Source organism: Gammaproteobacteria bacterium, from assembly GCA_016705365.1.
In the GTDB taxonomy this organism is placed as follows: domain Bacteria; phylum Pseudomonadota; class Gammaproteobacteria; order Pseudomonadales; family UBA5518; genus UBA5518.
Genome location: JADIYI010000005.1, coordinates 87,638 through 103,912, shown reverse-complemented (window position 1 = coordinate 103,912; position 16,275 = coordinate 87,638). Strand labels below are relative to the sequence as shown.

Sequence of the window (16,275 nt, the reverse complement as noted above, 5' to 3'; positions counted from 1 at the left end):
CGTCCTCAACAACGGAAATGGGGGCTCATGGCCGCGCCGCCAGCGCCGAAACTGCTGGCGGGCGGCGCAGGTCCGCAACCTGCGCGGCAAACTGCAAACGCTCGAGCGGCGGATTCTCCAGGAACAGCGCACGGTAGAACATCACCGTGATCCACTCGCTCATTTCTTCCTCACCGAGCGCGAGCGCCGTCAGCTCCGGCGTGCGCACGATATAATACTCCGACAACAGGTGTTCACCGATGCCGGCCAGCATGATCGTGATCATGCGCGCCCGGGCGCTCGAAAGACGCGCCGCCGGAAACAGGTGTGGCAACGAGCGCACCAGCAATTCGAGCCGCCGGTGATAGCTCGTGCGCCACAGCTCGCCGAACTCGGGTGCCTCGTCCCCGAGTTGCACCATGCAGCGCATGATGCCCGGGTTGCGCGCATAGCTGCGCACCACCAGCCGGTTGTGCGCATGACTGCGCGCGTACCAGTCACCCTTTGCCACACCGCGCTCGATTTCCTCGAGCGCCTCGAAGCGGGTCATGAAATCGCCCAGCACCTCGATGGTCAGGGCTTTCAGATCGGGAAAGTAATGGTAAAAAAGGCCGGTTGCCACGCCGGCCTCGCCGGTGACATCGCTGACCCGCATCTGGCGATAGCCAACCCGCTCCAGCACTCTCGTGGCCGCTTCCTTGATGCGCGCCCGCGCCTGCTCGCCCCGCGCGCTGTGGGCCGAGCGCGCCCCGGCGCGATCGCGTCGCGGCGCGATGCCGCGCGCGGGCCGTCCGGGTGCAGGCGTCTTGGCCATGATCTCGTGTTTCCGCTCCATTGGGCGTATTGTTGTTGAAATTGAATCCAATTTCAATATCATGTGCATGCCGGCTCGTGACGACCGGCATCTCAAGGAGCATTGCACCACCATGTACATCGACTATACGGATACCCAGAAAGCCCTGCGCCGTGAACTACGCGATTATTTTGCGGGCCTGATGACTCCCGAATTGCGCGAAGCCACGCGCGGCAATGAGAGCGGCGATGCGTACAAGGCCGTGATCCGTCAGTTGGGCAAGGATGGCTGGCTCGCACTCGGCTGGCCCCGCGAATACGGCGGGCAGGGGCGCAAGAGCTCCGAGCAGTTGGTGTTTTTCGAGGAGGCACAGCTCGCCGACATCCCCCTCCCCTTCGTGACCATCAATACCGTGGCACCGGCCCTGATCGCGCTCGGCTCGGAGGAGCACAAGCGTTCGCTGCTGCCGCGCATGGCCGCCGGCGAGCTGCATTTCGCCATCGGTTATACCGAACCCGGCGCGGGTACCGACCTGGCGTCGCTGAAGACCAGCGCGGTGCGCGACGGTGACGACTACGTGATCAACGGCAGCAAGATCTGGACCAGCAGCGCGGAGGCGGCCGACTACATATGGCTCGCAACCCGCACCGACCCCGACGTCAATCCGCCACACAAGGGCATCACCATTTTCATCGTCGATGCCACTCTGCCCGGGTTCAGCTTTACCCCGATCCGCACCGTCGGCGGCGTTCGCAGCAATGCCAGCTATTACGACAATGTTCGGGTCCCCGCCAGCATGATTGCCGGCAACCTGAACGGTGGCTGGAAGCTGATCACCGCGCAGTTGAATCACGAACGGGTAGGACTCGCCGCAATCGGCATACAGGGCTGGGGCCTGCTGCAACGGGTGTTGAACTGGGCACAAACCACCGAGATCGGGGGACAACGGATCGCCGACCTGCCCTGGGCCCAGTCGTCACTGGCGGAAGTGTATGCGCGCCTCGAGGCGATGCGGCTGATGAACTGGCGCATGGCCTGGCAGCTCGATACCGGCGAACCCGACCCCGCGTTTGCCTCCGCCATCAAGGCCTACAGCACCGAATGCCTGATCGCGGTCGACAAGCTGATGCTGAACGTGACCGGCATGGCGGGAGGATTGCGCCGCGGATCGCCCGGCGCGGCGCTGAATGGCGATCTCGAGGAGCATTACCGCAAGTGCCAGATCAACACCTTTGGTGGCGGCGTCGCGGAGGTCATGCGTGACCTCATCGCCCAGTTTGGCCTGGGCATGAGCGCCTACAGTCGCCGCTGAGTCTCTGCTCGCGAACTACCGGGCTCCCTCCAGGGGAGCCCGGAATCCGCATCGCAGCTCAGCAGGCAGCGCGCGCCTCCACCAGCCGGGCATAGAAATCCGCGAGCTGTGCCGGCTCGCGGATATACGGGTGGTGCTCGAATTCCAGCACCGTGGCGCCCGCCTCCAGCATCGCCCCCATATCATCGATCGAGCGCTGCAGATCGCCGTTGCCACCGGCATCGTAATGCGTCGGCACGTGGGCACGAACCCGCAGTGACGCGGGATCGCGGCCGGCGGCGCTGAACGCCTCGCGGATACACGCCACACCTTCGCGAACGTAATCGCAGCTGGTGGAAATGGGAATCCAGCCCGCGCCGAGCTCCGCGATCCGTTGCGCCTGGCGCGGTGTCGGCTTGACGCCGTACCAGATCGGGATGCCCCTGGAGGCGGGAAACGGCGTACTGTAGACACGCTCGAAATTCACCGTCTTCGAACTGAAACTTGCCGGCGCCTCGCGCCACAGCAGTTGCATCGCGCGCACCCCGTCATCGAGCAGGGTCCAGCACTGCGCGAAATCGACTCCGACCGCATCGTACTCTTCGCGCTGCCAACCCGTGCCCACGCCGAGCTCGACCCGCCCCGGCGCAATCGCATCCAGCGTGGCGCAGATCTTTGCCAGCAGCGCCGCCGGTCGCAGCGGCGCGATCAGCACACCCGTCGCAAGGTGAATGTGCGTGGTGCCGCCGGCGATTGCCGCGAGCAGGGTCAGCGGCTCGAACCAGGGCTCGCTCGGCGGCAACGGGAACGCGCCATACGGATAACGCTCGGTGTGCTCACCCATCACCACATGGTCGGTGAACACTACCTGATCGATGCCGGCGGCATCGGCCAGCCGTGCCGCCTCGATATAACCCCGCGCATCACCACCATAGACGTTGTGCAAACCGAACATCCCTACGGCAACTTCGCAATTCGCCATTTCCGACTCCTCCTCGTGTTGAATATTTCAGTGCCTGGTCGCGGGGCGCTGCCCCGCGCACAGAATCTCGGTGACCAGTTCGGTATCCATGTATTCCTTGAGCCTGACCAGCAGCCCGTCCCGGAACTCGAACAGGAAATGATAGAGGTTGTTGTATATCGCGCCGGAGACGTGCCGGCCACGCGACTCTGCCTCCACCGCCACCCTCTCGCCCTCGGCCGTCATCCCGTGAATCGTGAATTCCAGCCCATCGGGAAACGCATCAAAGATCCGCCCGCTGCTCTCGCGGATCTGCTGTTTGCCGAACGTGCCCGATATCAGGGTGCGCCCCGAGGTCCAGACGGCGCCATCCTCGGCATACGCCGCCACGATATGCGCCGTATCACCGGCACTGAGTGCTGCGAAAAAACGCTCGACCAGAGCCTTGTTACGCGATTCGACCGTCATTGCGCTGCTCCATATCCCTCGCCGCCAGCAGCGACTATATCGCGCGGCTATCCGCCTTGGCCAACTTGCGACCCTGCCCTGACCATGCTCGCGGCATGGCAGCGGCGGCGCTAGAATAGCCGCAGACAACTCCGGCGGGTGCAGAATGGGGAACCAGCAGCAGCCGCAAGCGGTCAAATCCAGCGTCACAACGCAGACAGGGTTTATTACGGGTGAAGCGCTCTTGCGACAGTTTGCAACGTTTCGGCAGCCGGGTGCTGCTGGGTTGCTGCCTGCTCGGCGGATCCGCGTCGAGCGCCGCCGAGGATGTGCCTGCCGCAGCTACCGAGCATGCCACGGTCGACGCAGTGCAGGACGTGTCGGTCGAAGCAGCTCCGGGCACCACGCCAGGCGTTGCGCGGGAAGCAGCGATCGACGCGCCAGCACAGCCTCCTGTCGAAGCCGCTGCGCCAATGCCGGCTGAAGCGGCAGCGCCAGCCACGGTCGATGCAGCACAGGAGGTGCCGCTCGATGCCACAGGGCAAAACTCGAACGACGCCGCGCCGCAAGCACCACTCGAAGCAGCAGCGCAAACTCCGGCGCAGGCCACGCAGAAAACACCGACCGCCGCCGCTCCGGAAACCGTGATCGACGCGGCACAGGACGTGGCGGGCGAAGACGCGCAACCAGACACTGCGGCGGAACCGGCCAACCCCATCGAACAACGCTACCTGGACGCAGTGAGCACCGTCGAGAGCGCGGGCGGCGCCTACGATCCTGCCCTGTCGCAATATCTGCTGGGGCTTGGCATTGCCTATCAGAACGATGGCAAGCACGCCGAGGCGGCCGAGGTGCTCAATCGCGCCGCCCATGTGACCCGTGTCAACGAGGGCCTGTACAGCACCGCGGACCTGCCAATCCTCGAGTTGCTGATCGAGAGCTACGCAGCGCTCGGTGAATGGGAGGAAGTCGGCAATCGTTATCACCAGATGTTCCAGATCCATCACCGCAATTACGGCAACAACGATCCGCGCCTGCTGCCCATGCTGGACAAGCTGTCGGCATGGCATATGCGCGCCTACCTGCAGGATCTCGGGGAGCAACCGCTCAATCACCTGATAACGGCACGCAATCTCAACGACTCCTCGACAACGATCATGCGCGCGAACTACCCCGCCAATGACCCCCGGATCGCCGACAGCCTGCGCCAGCGAGCGCTGGCCGATTACTACCTCGCCTCGTACCGACCTCCGGACATCCCGGAAACCGGATTCGACACCGCGGATGACGCCGCGTTCACGCGCCAGCCCAGCTACCTGATCAACAGCTTCAGTGACGGTCGCGATGCGCTCAGCAGCGCGGTGGAAATCCGCAGACAGGATCCGGACAGCACCACCCTGCAACGCAGTCAGGCAGTGGCCGAGCTGGGCGACTGGCACCAGCTTTTCAATCGCACCCAGACCGCGCTCGACACCTACCGCGAGGCCTATGCCGAAGGCATGCAGGGCGGCGATGACCCGGCCAGCGTCATCGACCAGGTATTCGGCAAGCCACAGGCCTTGCCGTTACTGCCGCAGGACTACACGCTGCCGGTCAATCCCGCAACCCGGCCGCAAGCGTACATTTTGCTCAGCTTCGCCGTGAACGAAAAAGGCCAGGCGGACGATTTCCAGGTGCTGGAGTCGGTTCCTGCCGCCGCCGACAAGAGTGTCACGAAGTTGCAAAGGCAATTGCGCGCCACCCGTTTCAGGCCGCGCTTTGCCGACGGCGAACCCGCCGCCACCTCGGGCCTGACCTACCGATATTTCTATCAACCATGAGCGGTATAGCCATGCGTCCCGGATCGTTGCCGATCGTCCTGCTGATGTTGACGCTTGCCGCGTGCAAGACCACTTCGACCGCACCCTCGACGCCACAGCCACCACCGAGCAGCCCGTCGAGTTCATCCTCGATGCCCGCGGCCTCGGGTTCGCCGGGCGCCTCGCAACCCTCGACGGCGTCGCGGACCCCTTCCCCCGGATCGCAGAGTGAAGCGTCCGCGAAGTCCGGGCAAGAAAATGCGCCAGCAGGTGAACAGGCAGCGGAGTCCGCGGACGGGCAGGACAGCGCGAGCAGCGACCAGGTGAGCCTCGAGGACAGCGAACAGGCAGCGGCAGCGAGCAGTGAAGCCGAGGGCAAGGCCGAGAGCGAGGCCGAGGTGCTCGACGCCGCGCTCGAGGCGATGCAACGCACACCCGCGCAACCCGGCCTCGAGGAGCAGAGCCGCGCGCAGGGCAACACCGATGGTGCAGCGCAGGGTGGCGCCGCCGGCACTGCGGGGGATGCCACGCCAGCGGTGGGCTCCGCAATCGATACCGGGGACGGGTCCCTGTCAGGCGTGCGCGAAGCGATGAAGGGTGCCGAGCAGGGCGGCGGCGGCGGGGAACTCGCCGAGCTGAATCGCGAACTCAACACCTCGCTGGGTCGTTTTGACGGCGCACTGCTGGGCGAGCGCGAACGCAGCCAGGCCCAAAGCGAGGAACTGGGCAACTCCGCGGCACGCGACGAGAGCGTCGCAATGATCGACGGCAACGGCGCCGAGGGCGCAGGCACGGAATCCGGCGGTTACGGCGCCGCGATGCCGGCGCGCACCGAGGGGGACACCTCGAGTGGCAGCGGCATGTCCAGCGCGGGCGGTGGCAGCGCGCGCCAGGGTGATTACCAGCATACCGCCAGTGCCAACACCGTCCCGCCGGATATCCGCGACGGCTCCGATGACGATGTGGTGGCGCGCCAGATCCGCGAGGCGGCCATGAAGGAAAAGGACCCGGAGCTGCGTGCCAAGCTGTGGGATGAATACCGCAAGTACGTGAACACCGCCAAGGGAAAATCCTGATGACGCAAGGCCGCGGGTTTCCGAGGCTCGCGGGCGTATTGATCGCCGCGATGATGCTGCTGCTGGCAGGTTGTGCTTCGAGCACGGTGCGCACCACCGAGACGACGCCGGTCATCACCGGCGACCCCGCGATGCCCGAGGACCAATTGCTCGATGTCGGTGTGCGGCTGTTCGATCCGGGCCTCGAAATGCTGGACGAGAAAGAGATCATGACCGCCCCGGAAATCCGCAAGGCCGAGGCGCGTTTTTTCCCGACGGTGCTGGTCGATACCCTGCAGCGCAGCGGTCACTGGGGTGCGGTGAGAGTCGAGCCGGCACAAACCGGGGTCACCGATATCGTGCTCGACGGCAGGATCATCGAATCGACCGGCGAGGAACTGCAACTGGAGATCACCGCCAGCGATTCCAGCGGCGCGCAATGGTACACGCGCCGCTATGAAGGCACGGCGAGCAAATACAGCTACGATGCCAAGCGCGGCCCCGACCCGTTTCAGGACGTCTACAACCGCATCGTCAATGATCTCGCGCTGTATCGCGCCCGGTTGCAGCCGGCAAAAGTCCGCGAACTGCGCACCATCAGCGAGTTGCGTTTTGCCGAAAGCTTTTCGCCGCAGGCCTTTGGCGGTTATCTGCAGACCGACAAGAAGGGCATCTCCCGGATCCAGCGTCTGCCGGCGGACAATGACCCCATGCTCGCGCGCATCCGCCAGATCCGCGAGCGTGACAACCTGTTCGTGGACACGCTGCAGGATTATTACAACGGCTTCGCCCGGCAGATGTCGGGTCCCTACCAGGACTGGCGCAAGGAAAGCTACACCGAGTCGCTTGCCTACAAGGAATTGCGCCAGCAAGCGACACTGCGCACCGTTGCCGGCATCGCCGCGGTTCTGGTAGGGGCCGCCGCAGCCACCACCGGCGACAGCAGCACCAGCCGCGCGGCCGGCACGATCGGTGTCATCGGGGGTGCCTCCATGATCAAGAGCGGAATGGACAAGCGTGCCGAGTCCAAGATGCACGCCGAGACATTGCTGGAACTCGGTGGCTCGCTTGGCGCGGAAATCAGCCCGCAGGTGATCGACCTCGACGAGCGCAGCGTGACCTTGACCGGCACCGTCGAGGACCAGTACACCCAATGGCGTGCAATCCTTCATGGCATCTATGCCGCCGAGACCGGTAGTATCTGAGCCCCTGCACACCGAAGAGACCGCGATCCGCCAACTCATGGGCCACGACGAATTCGAACGCATCCAGCCCGCCAGTCTGGATATATCCTCCCCCGCCGCCTCCACCACGCCACCGGCGCGCGTGGCCGCGCAACCCTCGCCGGTCGCGCTGCTGCTGGTGGCATTGCTGCTGGTGGCCGCAGCCGTTGTTTTCGTGTTGCCCGAATTTGTCGGTGAACCGTCCGCCGCGCCAGCCGAATCCGCCGCAGCTGCCAACGCTGCCGCGGGCAGCGGTGCCGCAGCACCAGCCAACGCGGTATCGCCGTGGGAAAAGGCCCAGGCGGAGCGCGAACGGGGGGCCGCCAAGACCGCACTCGACGCGCTGCTGGCGCTGCAGTTCGAACTGCAGGAGCGCGGTGCGGAAAATTGGGCCCCGACCGAATATGCCGAGGCCATCGCCAGCGCACACGCCGGCGACGAGGCTTATCGCACCGAACGCTTCAAGGAAGCGGAGCAACACTATCTCGGCGGTCGCGACCGGATGCAGACGCTGCTCGAGGGCATCGATGCCCGCCTGCAAGCGGCACTCGCCACCGGCGACGCGGCGCTTGCGGCCGCGGACGAGCCTGCGGCAACGGCCGCTTTCAACTCCGCCCTGGCGATCGATGCCGCGAATCAGCACGCCCAGAGCGGCTTGCAGCGCGCCGCCAATATCGCCCCGCTGAACGCAGCGATGGCCAGTGGCGCCAGCGCCGAGGCGGCCGGCGATTTTGATGCCGCCGCCGTCTCCTACCGCCAGGCGCTCGCCATCGACAACACGTTCGCCCCCGCGCAACAGGCGCTGACGGCATTGCAGGCCAGGCGCACGCAGGACCAGTACGGAGCCCGCCTCTCGGGCGGCTACGCCGCGCTCGCATCGGGCAAACTGGCGCCTGCACGCACCGAATTCCAGGCTGCTCTCAAGCTCAAGCCGGGCGGTGCGGAAGCGCGCGAGGGTCTGCAGCAGGTGGAATTCCAGTTGAGCCAGCAACGTATCGGCGAGCTGCTGGCGCGCGGTGACAAAGCGAGCCAGTCCGAACAGTGGCAGGCTGCGCTCGAGGCCTATGTCGCGGCACTGGCCATCGATGCCTCGCTCGGCCCGGCCCGCGAGGGCAAGCAGGTAGCCGAGACGCGCCTGGCGCTGGATGGTGCCCTGCAGCGCATGGTCGCCGAGCCCGAACGTCTGAATTCCCCCGCGGCGCTCGATGCCAGTCAGAAACTGCTCGACAGCGCCGCGGCCATTGCGGTTCCCGGCCCGCGCCTGCTGGCCCAGATCGATGCCGGTCGCAAATTGCTCGCGGAACTGCGGACCAGCGTAGCGGTGCGCCTGGTCTCCGACAACAAGACCGAGGTAACGGTGTTCCGGGTCGGCAGCCTGGGCAGTTTCGACGCAACCACTCTGGACCTGCTGCCCGGCAAATACATCGCGGTCGGGCAGCGCAACGGGTATCGCGATGTGCGGATCGAGTTCGTGGTGCGTGCCGGCCTCGCTCCGGCTCCGGTCAGCGTCCAGTGCAGCCAAAAGATATGAATCCCGGCAACGGACCCTCATCCGGGGACGACCAGCCCATCCGTCCGTATGATTACACGCCACCGGTCGCGGCCACCGGCACGGCGCTGAAACGCCCCGGGCGCCGCCAGATGGCGATTGCAGCGGCCCTGATCCTCGCCCTGCTGGCATTGTGGTTTCTGCTCAGCGCACGCGCCATCGAGATCCGTACCGTGCCGGCCGAAGCCGAGCTTGCGATCGATGGCGGCGGGTATCTGGCGCTCGGATCGCGGCTGCTGCTGCGCCCCGGCAACTATCAATTGACCGTCAGCGCCAAAGGCTACGCGACCCGGCAACAGCAACTGCTGATCAGCAAGGCCCGCGACCAGCAGCTGACGGTGGAACTGGACAAGCTCCCCGGCCTGCTGCTGATCACCACCGCCCCGGTACCCGCCCGGGTGCTGATCGACGGCGTGGATGCCGGATACAGCAATGCCGCCCCGCTCGGCGTGAGCGCGGGCACACACCGCCTGCGCCTCGAAGCGGAGCGCTTTTTGCCCCGCGAGCAGGCGCTCGAAATCGAAGGCATGGAGATCGAACAAAGCCTGGCGCTGGATCTCGCGCCCGGCTGGGGAACCTACCGGGTGGAAACGCAACCCGCAGGGGCCAGCATACTGCTCGACGGAACCCAACTCGGGGTCACGCCCACCGAGGTGGAACTTATGGCCGGACGGCGCACGCTGGCCCTGCAACTCGCCGGTTTCGCCGATGCCGCGCTGAGCATCGAGGCCAGCGCCGGCGAGCGGCAACAATTGCCGCCAGTGGCGCTGCGCCGCGCTGATGCCCGGGTGCAGCTCAGCTCGCGTCCGAGCGGCGCGAGCGTGACCGTGGACGGGGTGTTCCAGGGCAGCACGCCACTGGAGCTGGCGCTTGATTCTTCCGCCACGCACGAACTGATCGCCTTCAAGGCAGGTTATGAACGGGCCGTCCGCAAACTCGGCCCGGGCACGGGTGCCGGGCAGCAACTCGTACTGGAATTGCGCCCGATCACCGGCGAGGTGCGCCTCGACGTGAAGCCGGCGGATGCGCAGATTTTTTCCGGTGAGCGGCTGCTCGGCAAGGGATCGCAAACGCTGCGGCTCCCCTCGACCGCACAGAAACTGACGATTCGGCGCAGCGGTTTCGCCAGCGAAACGCTCAGCGTGACGCCACGCCCGGGCTTCCCCCAGACGTTCAACGTGAACCTGCGCACCGTCGCACAGCAAAAACTCGCCGCAGTGAAATCCCGCATCACCACTGGCATCGGCCAGGAGCTGGTGTTGCTGCGCCCTGCCGACTTCTCGATGGGCTCCTCGCGACGCGAGGCGGGGCGGCGCGCGAACGAGGCCCTGCACGAGGTGCGGATGCGGCGTCCGTTCTATCTTGGCGTCGCGGAAGTCAGCAACGCGGAATTCCGCATGTATCGCGGCGCCCACTCATCGGGCAATTTCAAGGGCAAGAGCCTGAACGGCGACGACCAACCGGCGAGCCTGTTGTCGTGGGAAGACGCGGCACTGTTCTGCAACTGGCTCAGCAAGCGCGACGGATTGCCCGATTTCTACCGCACCGAGGGCAATACGGTCACCGGATTCAACGCGGGCAGCCCCGGCTACCGGTTGCCGAGCGAAGCCGAATGGGCGTGGGCGGCAACCGTGCAACCCGGCGGGACGAATCTGCGTTTTTCCTGGGGAGCCACGCTGCCACCGCCCGCGAAAGCCGGCAATTTCGCCGACCAGAGCAGCGCCTCGCTGCTCGGCGATGTCATCGCCGGTTACGATGACGGATTCCCGGTGTCATCACCGCGCAAGCGTTTCACGCCGAACCGGCACGGGCTTTTCGACATGAGCGGTAATGCGGCAGAATGGGTCAACGACTATTACGAAGCCGTGCCCGCAACCCGCGTGAGCGATCCGCTGGGCCCGGAGCTCGGCGAATTCCACGTGATTCGCGGTGCCAGCTGGCGCCACGGCGGCATCACCGAGTTGCGCCTTGCGTTTCGCGATTACGGCAAGGAGGCCCGCGCCGATGTCGGCTTCCGTCTTGCGAGGTACCTCGAATGATGCGAATGCTGTTGCTGATGCTGTGTCTGCAGACGGGCTACGCAACTGCCGAGGATCCGGCGCCCCAAGCGCCGGCCGAGGCGGCGGATAATACGACCGAAGCCAGCCCGGCCAGCGCACCGGCCGGCGAGCGCTTTGAACCGAGCGAACAGATTTCCGAAGACCTGTCGGTCTCCTTTCCCGCCGATATCTGAATACGGCAGCCCATCATGAAACGCATCTTCGCCTCCGAATTCCTGTTCCAGCTGTTTGCCCTGCTGCTGTCGCTGATCGTGGTGCACACGCTGTACGTGAGCCTCATCTGGCCCCGCGCCGAATTCATGCAGAAAGCGGCACAGGAGCGCATCGCGGCCGGTGATGTCGGTGCCCAGCAGCAATCCGCCTACACCATACTCAAGGACTACGAACAGGAAAGCTGCCTGGTGCTGATGCTGTGGTGCATCGCGATCATGGGTTTCAAGGCACGCACCCTGGTGCACGAACGGCAGTTGCTCGAGCGCCGCCTGATCCAGATTCCGGGTGGCACCAGCATCCTGCCCGAGGATGCGCGCGAGTACCTGCGTCCGATCGAGGCATTGCCCACGGCAGAGCGCGAGGGCTTGCTGGCGCGTGCGTTGCTGACCGGGCTGCAGCGCTTCTCCTCGACCCGCAGCATTCAGGATGCCGCAGCCGCAATACACGAGGTCTGTGACAGCGAAGGCGATCGGCTCGATTCCGAACTGTCGATGATCCGCTATATCGGCTGGGCAATTCCCTCGATCGGATTCATCGGCACGGTACGCGGTATCGGCATGGCGCTCAGCGAGGCACACCGTGCGGTCTCGGGTGATATCGCGGGCGTGACCGCCGCGCTCGGCGTGGCTTTCAACTCGACCTTCGTGGCGCTGGTGATCAGCATTTTCCTGATGTTCCTGATGCACCAGCTGCAGCTCCAGCAGGAACGCCTGGTTCTCGCGGCACAATCCTATTGCGATCTGCGCCTGCTGGGGCACTTCAAGGTCACCCGGGAGAGCTGAGAGTGTCCTTGTGCGTGCTCGAATTCAACGATACCGGTCTCGCGCTCGGCGATGAACGGAGCTTGTGCCCGAGCAGCCCGGGCTACGCGAACATCGGTCGCGAACCGGTGTTGATCGGCGCCGCGGCGCAGGCGCAGGCGCGCATCGATCCGCGCCAGACACTGAACCAGTTCTGGATGCGGCTTGGCACCGAACCCTTGCACCATGCCCGCGCCCTGGCCCGCCACCATGCCGACCTCGCCTACCTGCACTTGTTGCAGCTGCACGAGGAAGCCGGCAAACCGGATGAACTGATCTTCGCGGTGCCCGGCAGCTTCAGCAAGGAGCAACTCGCGATCCTGCTCGGCATTGCGCAACGCTGTCCGTTTCGGGCGGCAGGGCTGGTCGATGCCGCGCTGGCCGCGGCAAGCTCCGTCCCGATTGCCGATTCGGCACTGCACCTGGACCTGCAATTGCACCAGTGCGTGCTGACCCGGCTGGTACGTGAGGGCGACACCCTGCAGCGCGTCGGGGTACGGGTGTTGCCGGGTACCGGCCTGCTGCAGATGCAGGAGCGCTGGGCAAGGCACGTGGCGGCGGAATTCATCCAGCAGACCCGCTTCGACCCCTTGCACTCGGCGGCTACCGAACAGCAACTCTATGACCAGATGCCACAATGGCTGGACATCCTGAACCAGCAGTCCGATGTCGGCGCGGGCCTGCTGAACGGCGGCAACAGCTACCACGCCAAGCTGCGCGTTGCCGATATGCTCGAAGCCGTGCGCCCGCTGTATCTGCAACTCAGCGAGGCCCTTGCCGCAGACTCCGGCACGCTGCTGCTCAGCCCGCGCATCGCGCGCTTGCCGCGGATCGGGCAGTTCCTCGGCGCGGCCACGGCGCTGGAACCGGGCGCGGTGACGCGTGCCTGCCTGCGCCACGCCGCGATCATCCGCTGCGACGATCAGGCATTGCGCTTCGTGACCCGCCTGCCGGCGCAGCCGGTGCCAAGCGGCAGCGTCGCCCCGGACCCGGCGCGGCCTCAGGCTTCGGTGAATCACGCACCCGCTGTCGTGCCCTCGCACCTGGTGCTCGGTGCACGTGCCTGGCGTCTCGCCCCGGGATGCCTGTACCTGCACCGCGACGAGCGCGCCAACTGGCAACTCAGCCGGCGGGCGCTGGACCATGCAACGCTGGTGCTGAGCTGGGAGGCCAATGCATGGTGGGTGAGCTCCGTCAACGGCACCACGGTGCAGGTCGATGGCGTGACGCTGCAGCGCTCGCTGCGTGTGAGCGCCGGTACCCGTATCAACCTCCCCGACCACGGCGACACCGGTATGCGTCTGATCGTCGAGGAATCCGTCACCGGCAATGGCGCGTAAGCGACGCGGCTTCAACGTATTCAGCCTGTCCTTCCTGGACATCATGTCCTGTGGTTTCGGCGCGACCATCCTGGTGTTCCTGATCATCGACCATGCCGGTGCGGAAAAATCCCGGAACATGAATCACGATCTGATCGGGGAGGTCGATTTTCTCGAACGCGAGGTGCGCGAGGGTCGAGTCAACCTGGCGGAACTCCGCAACACGATCGCTCTGGTCGATGACTCGACCGCCGAGGCCAAGGGGCGCTCGAAACAGATCATCAGCGAGATCCAGCGGCGCAAGCAGGAACTTTCCACGCTCGACAAGGACACTCTCGCCCAGACCGAGCACATCAACCAGCTCAAGACGGACCTCAGCCAGCTCGAGAAGCAGAACGAACGGCTGCGCGCCGAGGCCGACAAGCAGACAGGCGAGAACGTGCGCGAATTCCGCGGTGACGGTGACCGTCAGTACCTGACCGGCCTGAAACTGGGCGGCAAGCGCATCCTGGTGCTGCTGGACCGCTCGGCCAGCATGCTCGATCACAGCCTGGTCAACGTGATCCGGATGCGCAACATGCCCGAACCGGTGCAGCGGCGCGCCGCCAAATGGCAGCGCGCGGTGGCGACCGTGGACTGGCTGAGCAGCCAGTTCCCGCGCGACAGCGAGTACCAGATCGTCCTGTTCAATACCAGGGCCGAGCCGGCGCTTGCCGACAGCGCGGGCAAATGGCTGAAGGTCAGTGAGCGCAAGCAACTCGATACCGCGGTGGCGAGCCTGCGCTCGGTCACCCCCGCCGAAGGGACCAGCCTCGCGGCGGCATTCGCGGCGGCGGCGGCGATGTCGCCACGACCCGACAATATCTACCTGATCACCGACGGCCTGCCCACCCAGGGCAGCAGCATCGGCACCGGCAAGGTGAGCGGGCGCGATCGTCTGAAGTTCTTCAACCAGGCGCTCGATCGACTGCCGAACGGCATCCCGGTCAACGTGATTCTCGCGCCAATGGAAGGCGACCCGATGGCGGCAGCGGCGTTCTGGCAACTCGCGCAAGCGACACGCGGAGCGTTTCTGGCACCCGCAAAGGACTGGCCATGAGCAGGAGACGGCGCGCGCAGGAAGAATTCAACCTCTCCTTTCTCGATGTGATCTGCTGCGGCTTTGGCGCGATCATCCTGCTGCTGATGATCACCAAGATCACCGAGCCGATGGTGCTCGAGGACAGCACCCGCGACCTCAACGGACACATCGCCGCACTGCAGGAAGAACTGTACCGCCTGCGCGGCGAAGCGACGGTGCTGAACCGCGATCTCACCGCCCGGCGCGAACAATTGTCCGAGGTGCTTGAGTACGTTGCACGCCTCGATGGTGATCTCTCCGCGATCCGGGGCGAGAACGCCGCGACACCCAAGGATTCCGCCGTGAACAGCCGCCTGATTGGCCAGCTCGAACAGGCGCGCCAGCGTCTCAGCGACGAGATGAAACGGTTGCTGGGGGCACAGGGACGACGGCGCAACGACAGCATCGGCGGCATCCCGGTCGACAGCGAGTACGTGATCTTCATCATCGACACCTCGGGCAGCATGTTCAATTACGCCTGGCCACGCGCCCAGCGCGAGTTGATCAACATCCTGAACCTCTATCCGAAGGTCAAGGGCATACAGGTGCTCGACGACGAGGGCGGGTACATGTTCTCGAGTTATCGCGGACAGTGGATTCCGGACACCCCGGCACGACGCAAGGCCATCATCCAGCGCTTTGCCAGCTGGAACCCGTACAGCAACAGCAGCCCGGTGGAGGGCATCGTGCATGCCATCCGCACGTTCTACCAACCGGGGCGGCGCATCAGTCTTTATGTGTTCGGCGATGAGTTCACCGGCAACTCGATCGCGCAGGTGATCGATGTGGTCGACCGGATCAATGGCGAATCCGCCAACGGCGAGCGCCTGGTGCGCATCCACGCGGTCGGATTTCCGACCCAGTTCGCGAATCCGGCGAACATGCAGATCACCGGCATCCGCTTCGCGACGCTGATGCGGGACCTCTCGTGGCGCAACAATGGCACCTTCGTCGGATTGAACGATTTCCGCTGAGGCTGGCTTTGTGGCGTGGCGCGCTTGCGCTTATGATTGGACGAATTCACGAGAGATGACCATGCCCAGACTCCTGTTGCTGTTGGGAATGCTGCTGATCGGTGTCGCCGGCTGCGGTCCGAACGTGGTGAACATGCAGGCACTGAACGAGTTTCCGCAGCCGCTGGTCGAGCCGCTGCCGGTCAGCGTGGGGGTGTATTTTCCACCCGAGTTCGGCAGCTTCACGCACCATGAGGAGCGCCCCAACGTCGCCGGCGGCGAGTGGACCATCAGCATCGGGCCGACCCAGTTGCAGGTGTTCCGCACCATTTTTGCGGCGATGTTCCGCAGCGTGCGCGAACTGGATTCGGCCGACGCGGCGGGCGAGGGGCTGGCGGCGGTGATCGTGCCGAGCATCGCCGAGTTCCAGTTCGCGCTGCCCGCCGACACCCGGGCCACGGTATTCGAGATCTGGATCAAGTACGACCTCAGTATCCGCGATGGTCATGGCGCGGAGATCGGTCATTGGCAATTCACCGCGTATGGCAAGACCCCGACGGCGTTCCTGAAATCGAGCGAGGACGCCATCAAGGCAGCCTCGATCATCGCCTTGCGCGATGCGGGTGCCTCGATGGTGAGCGGCCTCGAACGTGATCAGCGCATCCGCGAATGGCTCGGAGTGGCACCGGCGACACCGCTCGCGGGGCGTTGAG

General features: G+C 65.2%; 15 protein-coding genes. 12 read left to right on the top strand and 3 right to left on the bottom strand.

All coding sequences use genetic code 11. The features are described from left to right. Positions 1-25 precede the first annotated feature (25 nt). Positions 26-793 (bottom strand): TetR/AcrR family transcriptional regulator, encoded by a 768-nt coding sequence (locus IPF49_04210; protein ID MBK6286844.1) that lies wholly within the window; start codon positions 791-793, stop codon positions 26-28. A gap of 112 nt (positions 794-905) precedes the next feature. On the opposite strand from IPF49_04210, the gene IPF49_04205 reads away from it, so the two are divergent. Further along, positions 906-2,084: an acyl-CoA dehydrogenase family protein gene (locus tag IPF49_04205; GenBank protein MBK6286843.1), complete on the top strand. Its 1,179-nt coding sequence runs from the start codon at positions 906-908 to the stop codon at positions 2,082-2,084. A 58-nt stretch (positions 2,085-2,142) separates the two neighbouring features. Here IPF49_04205 and IPF49_04200 read toward each other — a convergent pair whose 3' ends face one another. Together IPF49_04200 and IPF49_04195 are read right to left on the bottom strand one after the other, a co-directional pair. After that, positions 2,143-3,045: a TIGR03619 family F420-dependent LLM class oxidoreductase gene (locus IPF49_04200; protein MBK6286842.1), complete on the bottom strand. Its 903-nt coding sequence runs from the start codon at positions 3,043-3,045 to the stop codon at positions 2,143-2,145. A 27-nt stretch (positions 3,046-3,072) separates the two neighbouring features. Next, entirely contained in the window at positions 3,073-3,492 is a 420-nt protein-coding gene (locus IPF49_04195) for a nuclear transport factor 2 family protein (GenBank protein ID MBK6286841.1), read from the bottom strand. A 212-nt stretch (positions 3,493-3,704) separates the two neighbouring features. Between IPF49_04195 and IPF49_04190 the strand changes: the two genes are divergently transcribed. The 11 genes from IPF49_04190 to IPF49_04140 all read left to right on the top strand — a co-directional run bounded on the left by IPF49_04190 (position 3,705) and on the right by IPF49_04140 (position 16,274). Then, positions 3,705-5,291, top strand: coding sequence for a hypothetical protein (locus IPF49_04190; protein MBK6286840.1), 1,587 nt, complete (start codon positions 3,705-3,707; stop codon positions 5,289-5,291). Continuing rightward, positions 5,288-6,346: a hypothetical protein gene (locus IPF49_04185; GenBank protein MBK6286839.1), complete on the top strand. Its 1,059-nt coding sequence runs from the start codon at positions 5,288-5,290 to the stop codon at positions 6,344-6,346. The genes IPF49_04190 and IPF49_04185 overlap by 4 nt, the downstream gene beginning before the upstream one ends. Before the next feature lie 131 nt (positions 6,347-6,477). Then, complete coding sequence (locus IPF49_04180; protein ID MBK6286838.1) at positions 6,478-7,530, top strand: hypothetical protein; 1,053 nt, start codon at positions 6,478-6,480, stop codon at positions 7,528-7,530. 37 nt (positions 7,531-7,567) lie between these two features. After that, positions 7,568-9,079 (top strand): hypothetical protein, encoded by a 1,512-nt coding sequence (locus IPF49_04175; protein MBK6286837.1) that lies wholly within the window; start codon positions 7,568-7,570, stop codon positions 9,077-9,079. After that, positions 9,076-11,136 carry a PEGA domain-containing protein gene (locus IPF49_04170; GenBank protein MBK6286836.1) on the top strand — a complete coding sequence of 687 codons (2,061 nt, stop codon included), beginning with the start codon at positions 9,076-9,078 and terminating at the stop codon, positions 11,134-11,136. The genes IPF49_04175 and IPF49_04170 overlap by 4 nt, the downstream gene beginning before the upstream one ends. 5 nt (positions 11,137-11,141) lie before the next feature. Beyond that, a complete protein-coding gene (locus IPF49_04165; protein ID MBK6286835.1) occupies positions 11,142-11,330 on the top strand; it encodes a hypothetical protein in 189 nt (62 codons plus the stop codon). Between the two features lie 15 nt (positions 11,331-11,345). Next, on the top strand, positions 11,346-12,152 hold the full coding sequence (locus IPF49_04160; protein ID MBK6286834.1) for a MotA/TolQ/ExbB proton channel family protein: 807 nt from the start codon (positions 11,346-11,348) through the stop codon (positions 12,150-12,152). 2 nt (positions 12,153-12,154) lie between these two features. Further along, positions 12,155-13,510, top strand: coding sequence for a hypothetical protein (locus IPF49_04155; protein ID MBK6286833.1), 1,356 nt, complete (start codon positions 12,155-12,157; stop codon positions 13,508-13,510). Further along, complete coding sequence (locus IPF49_04150; protein ID MBK6286832.1) at positions 13,500-14,588, top strand: VWA domain-containing protein; 1,089 nt, start codon at positions 13,500-13,502, stop codon at positions 14,586-14,588. The genes IPF49_04155 and IPF49_04150 overlap by 11 nt, the downstream gene beginning before the upstream one ends. Then, positions 14,585-15,583: a VWA domain-containing protein gene (locus tag IPF49_04145; GenBank protein MBK6286831.1), complete on the top strand. Its 999-nt coding sequence runs from the start codon at positions 14,585-14,587 to the stop codon at positions 15,581-15,583. Before IPF49_04150 ends, IPF49_04145 begins: the two co-directional genes overlap by 4 nt. A gap of 61 nt (positions 15,584-15,644) precedes the next feature. Next, on the top strand, positions 15,645-16,274 hold the full coding sequence (locus tag IPF49_04140) for a hypothetical protein (GenBank protein ID MBK6286830.1): 630 nt from the start codon (positions 15,645-15,647) through the stop codon (positions 16,272-16,274). The last annotated feature ends 1 nt before the right edge of the window (position 16,275 follow it).

Excerpts from the sequence above, each read along its gene's own strand:
- IPF49_04180 (MBK6286838.1), top strand. The coding sequence starts at position 6,478 with ATGCCCGAGGACCAATTGCTCGATGTCGGTGTGCGGCTGTTCGATCCG.
- IPF49_04205 (MBK6286843.1), top strand. The coding sequence starts at position 906 with ATGTACATCGACTATACGGATACCCAGAAAGCCCTGCGCCGTGAACTA.
- IPF49_04160 (MBK6286834.1), top strand. The coding sequence starts at position 11,346 with ATGAAACGCATCTTCGCCTCCGAATTCCTGTTCCAGCTGTTTGCCCTG.
- IPF49_04170 (MBK6286836.1), top strand. The coding sequence starts at position 9,076 with ATGAATCCCGGCAACGGACCCTCATCCGGGGACGACCAGCCCATCCGT.
- IPF49_04195 (MBK6286841.1), bottom strand. The coding sequence starts at position 3,492 with ATGACGGTCGAATCGCGTAACAAGGCTCTGGTCGAGCGTTTTTTCGCA.
- IPF49_04150 (MBK6286832.1), top strand. The coding sequence starts at position 13,500 with ATGGCGCGTAAGCGACGCGGCTTCAACGTATTCAGCCTGTCCTTCCTG.
- IPF49_04145 (MBK6286831.1), top strand. The coding sequence starts at position 14,585 with ATGAGCAGGAGACGGCGCGCGCAGGAAGAATTCAACCTCTCCTTTCTC.
- IPF49_04165 (MBK6286835.1), top strand. The coding sequence starts at position 11,142 with ATGCTGTTGCTGATGCTGTGTCTGCAGACGGGCTACGCAACTGCCGAG.
- IPF49_04140 (MBK6286830.1), top strand. The coding sequence starts at position 15,645 with ATGCCCAGACTCCTGTTGCTGTTGGGAATGCTGCTGATCGGTGTCGCC.
- IPF49_04185 (MBK6286839.1), top strand. The coding sequence starts at position 5,288 with ATGAGCGGTATAGCCATGCGTCCCGGATCGTTGCCGATCGTCCTGCTG.
- IPF49_04210 (MBK6286844.1), bottom strand. The coding sequence starts at position 793 with ATGGCCAAGACGCCTGCACCCGGACGGCCCGCGCGCGGCATCGCGCCG.
- IPF49_04200 (MBK6286842.1), bottom strand. The coding sequence starts at position 3,045 with ATGGCGAATTGCGAAGTTGCCGTAGGGATGTTCGGTTTGCACAACGTC.
- IPF49_04175 (MBK6286837.1), top strand. The coding sequence starts at position 7,568 with ATGGGCCACGACGAATTCGAACGCATCCAGCCCGCCAGTCTGGATATA.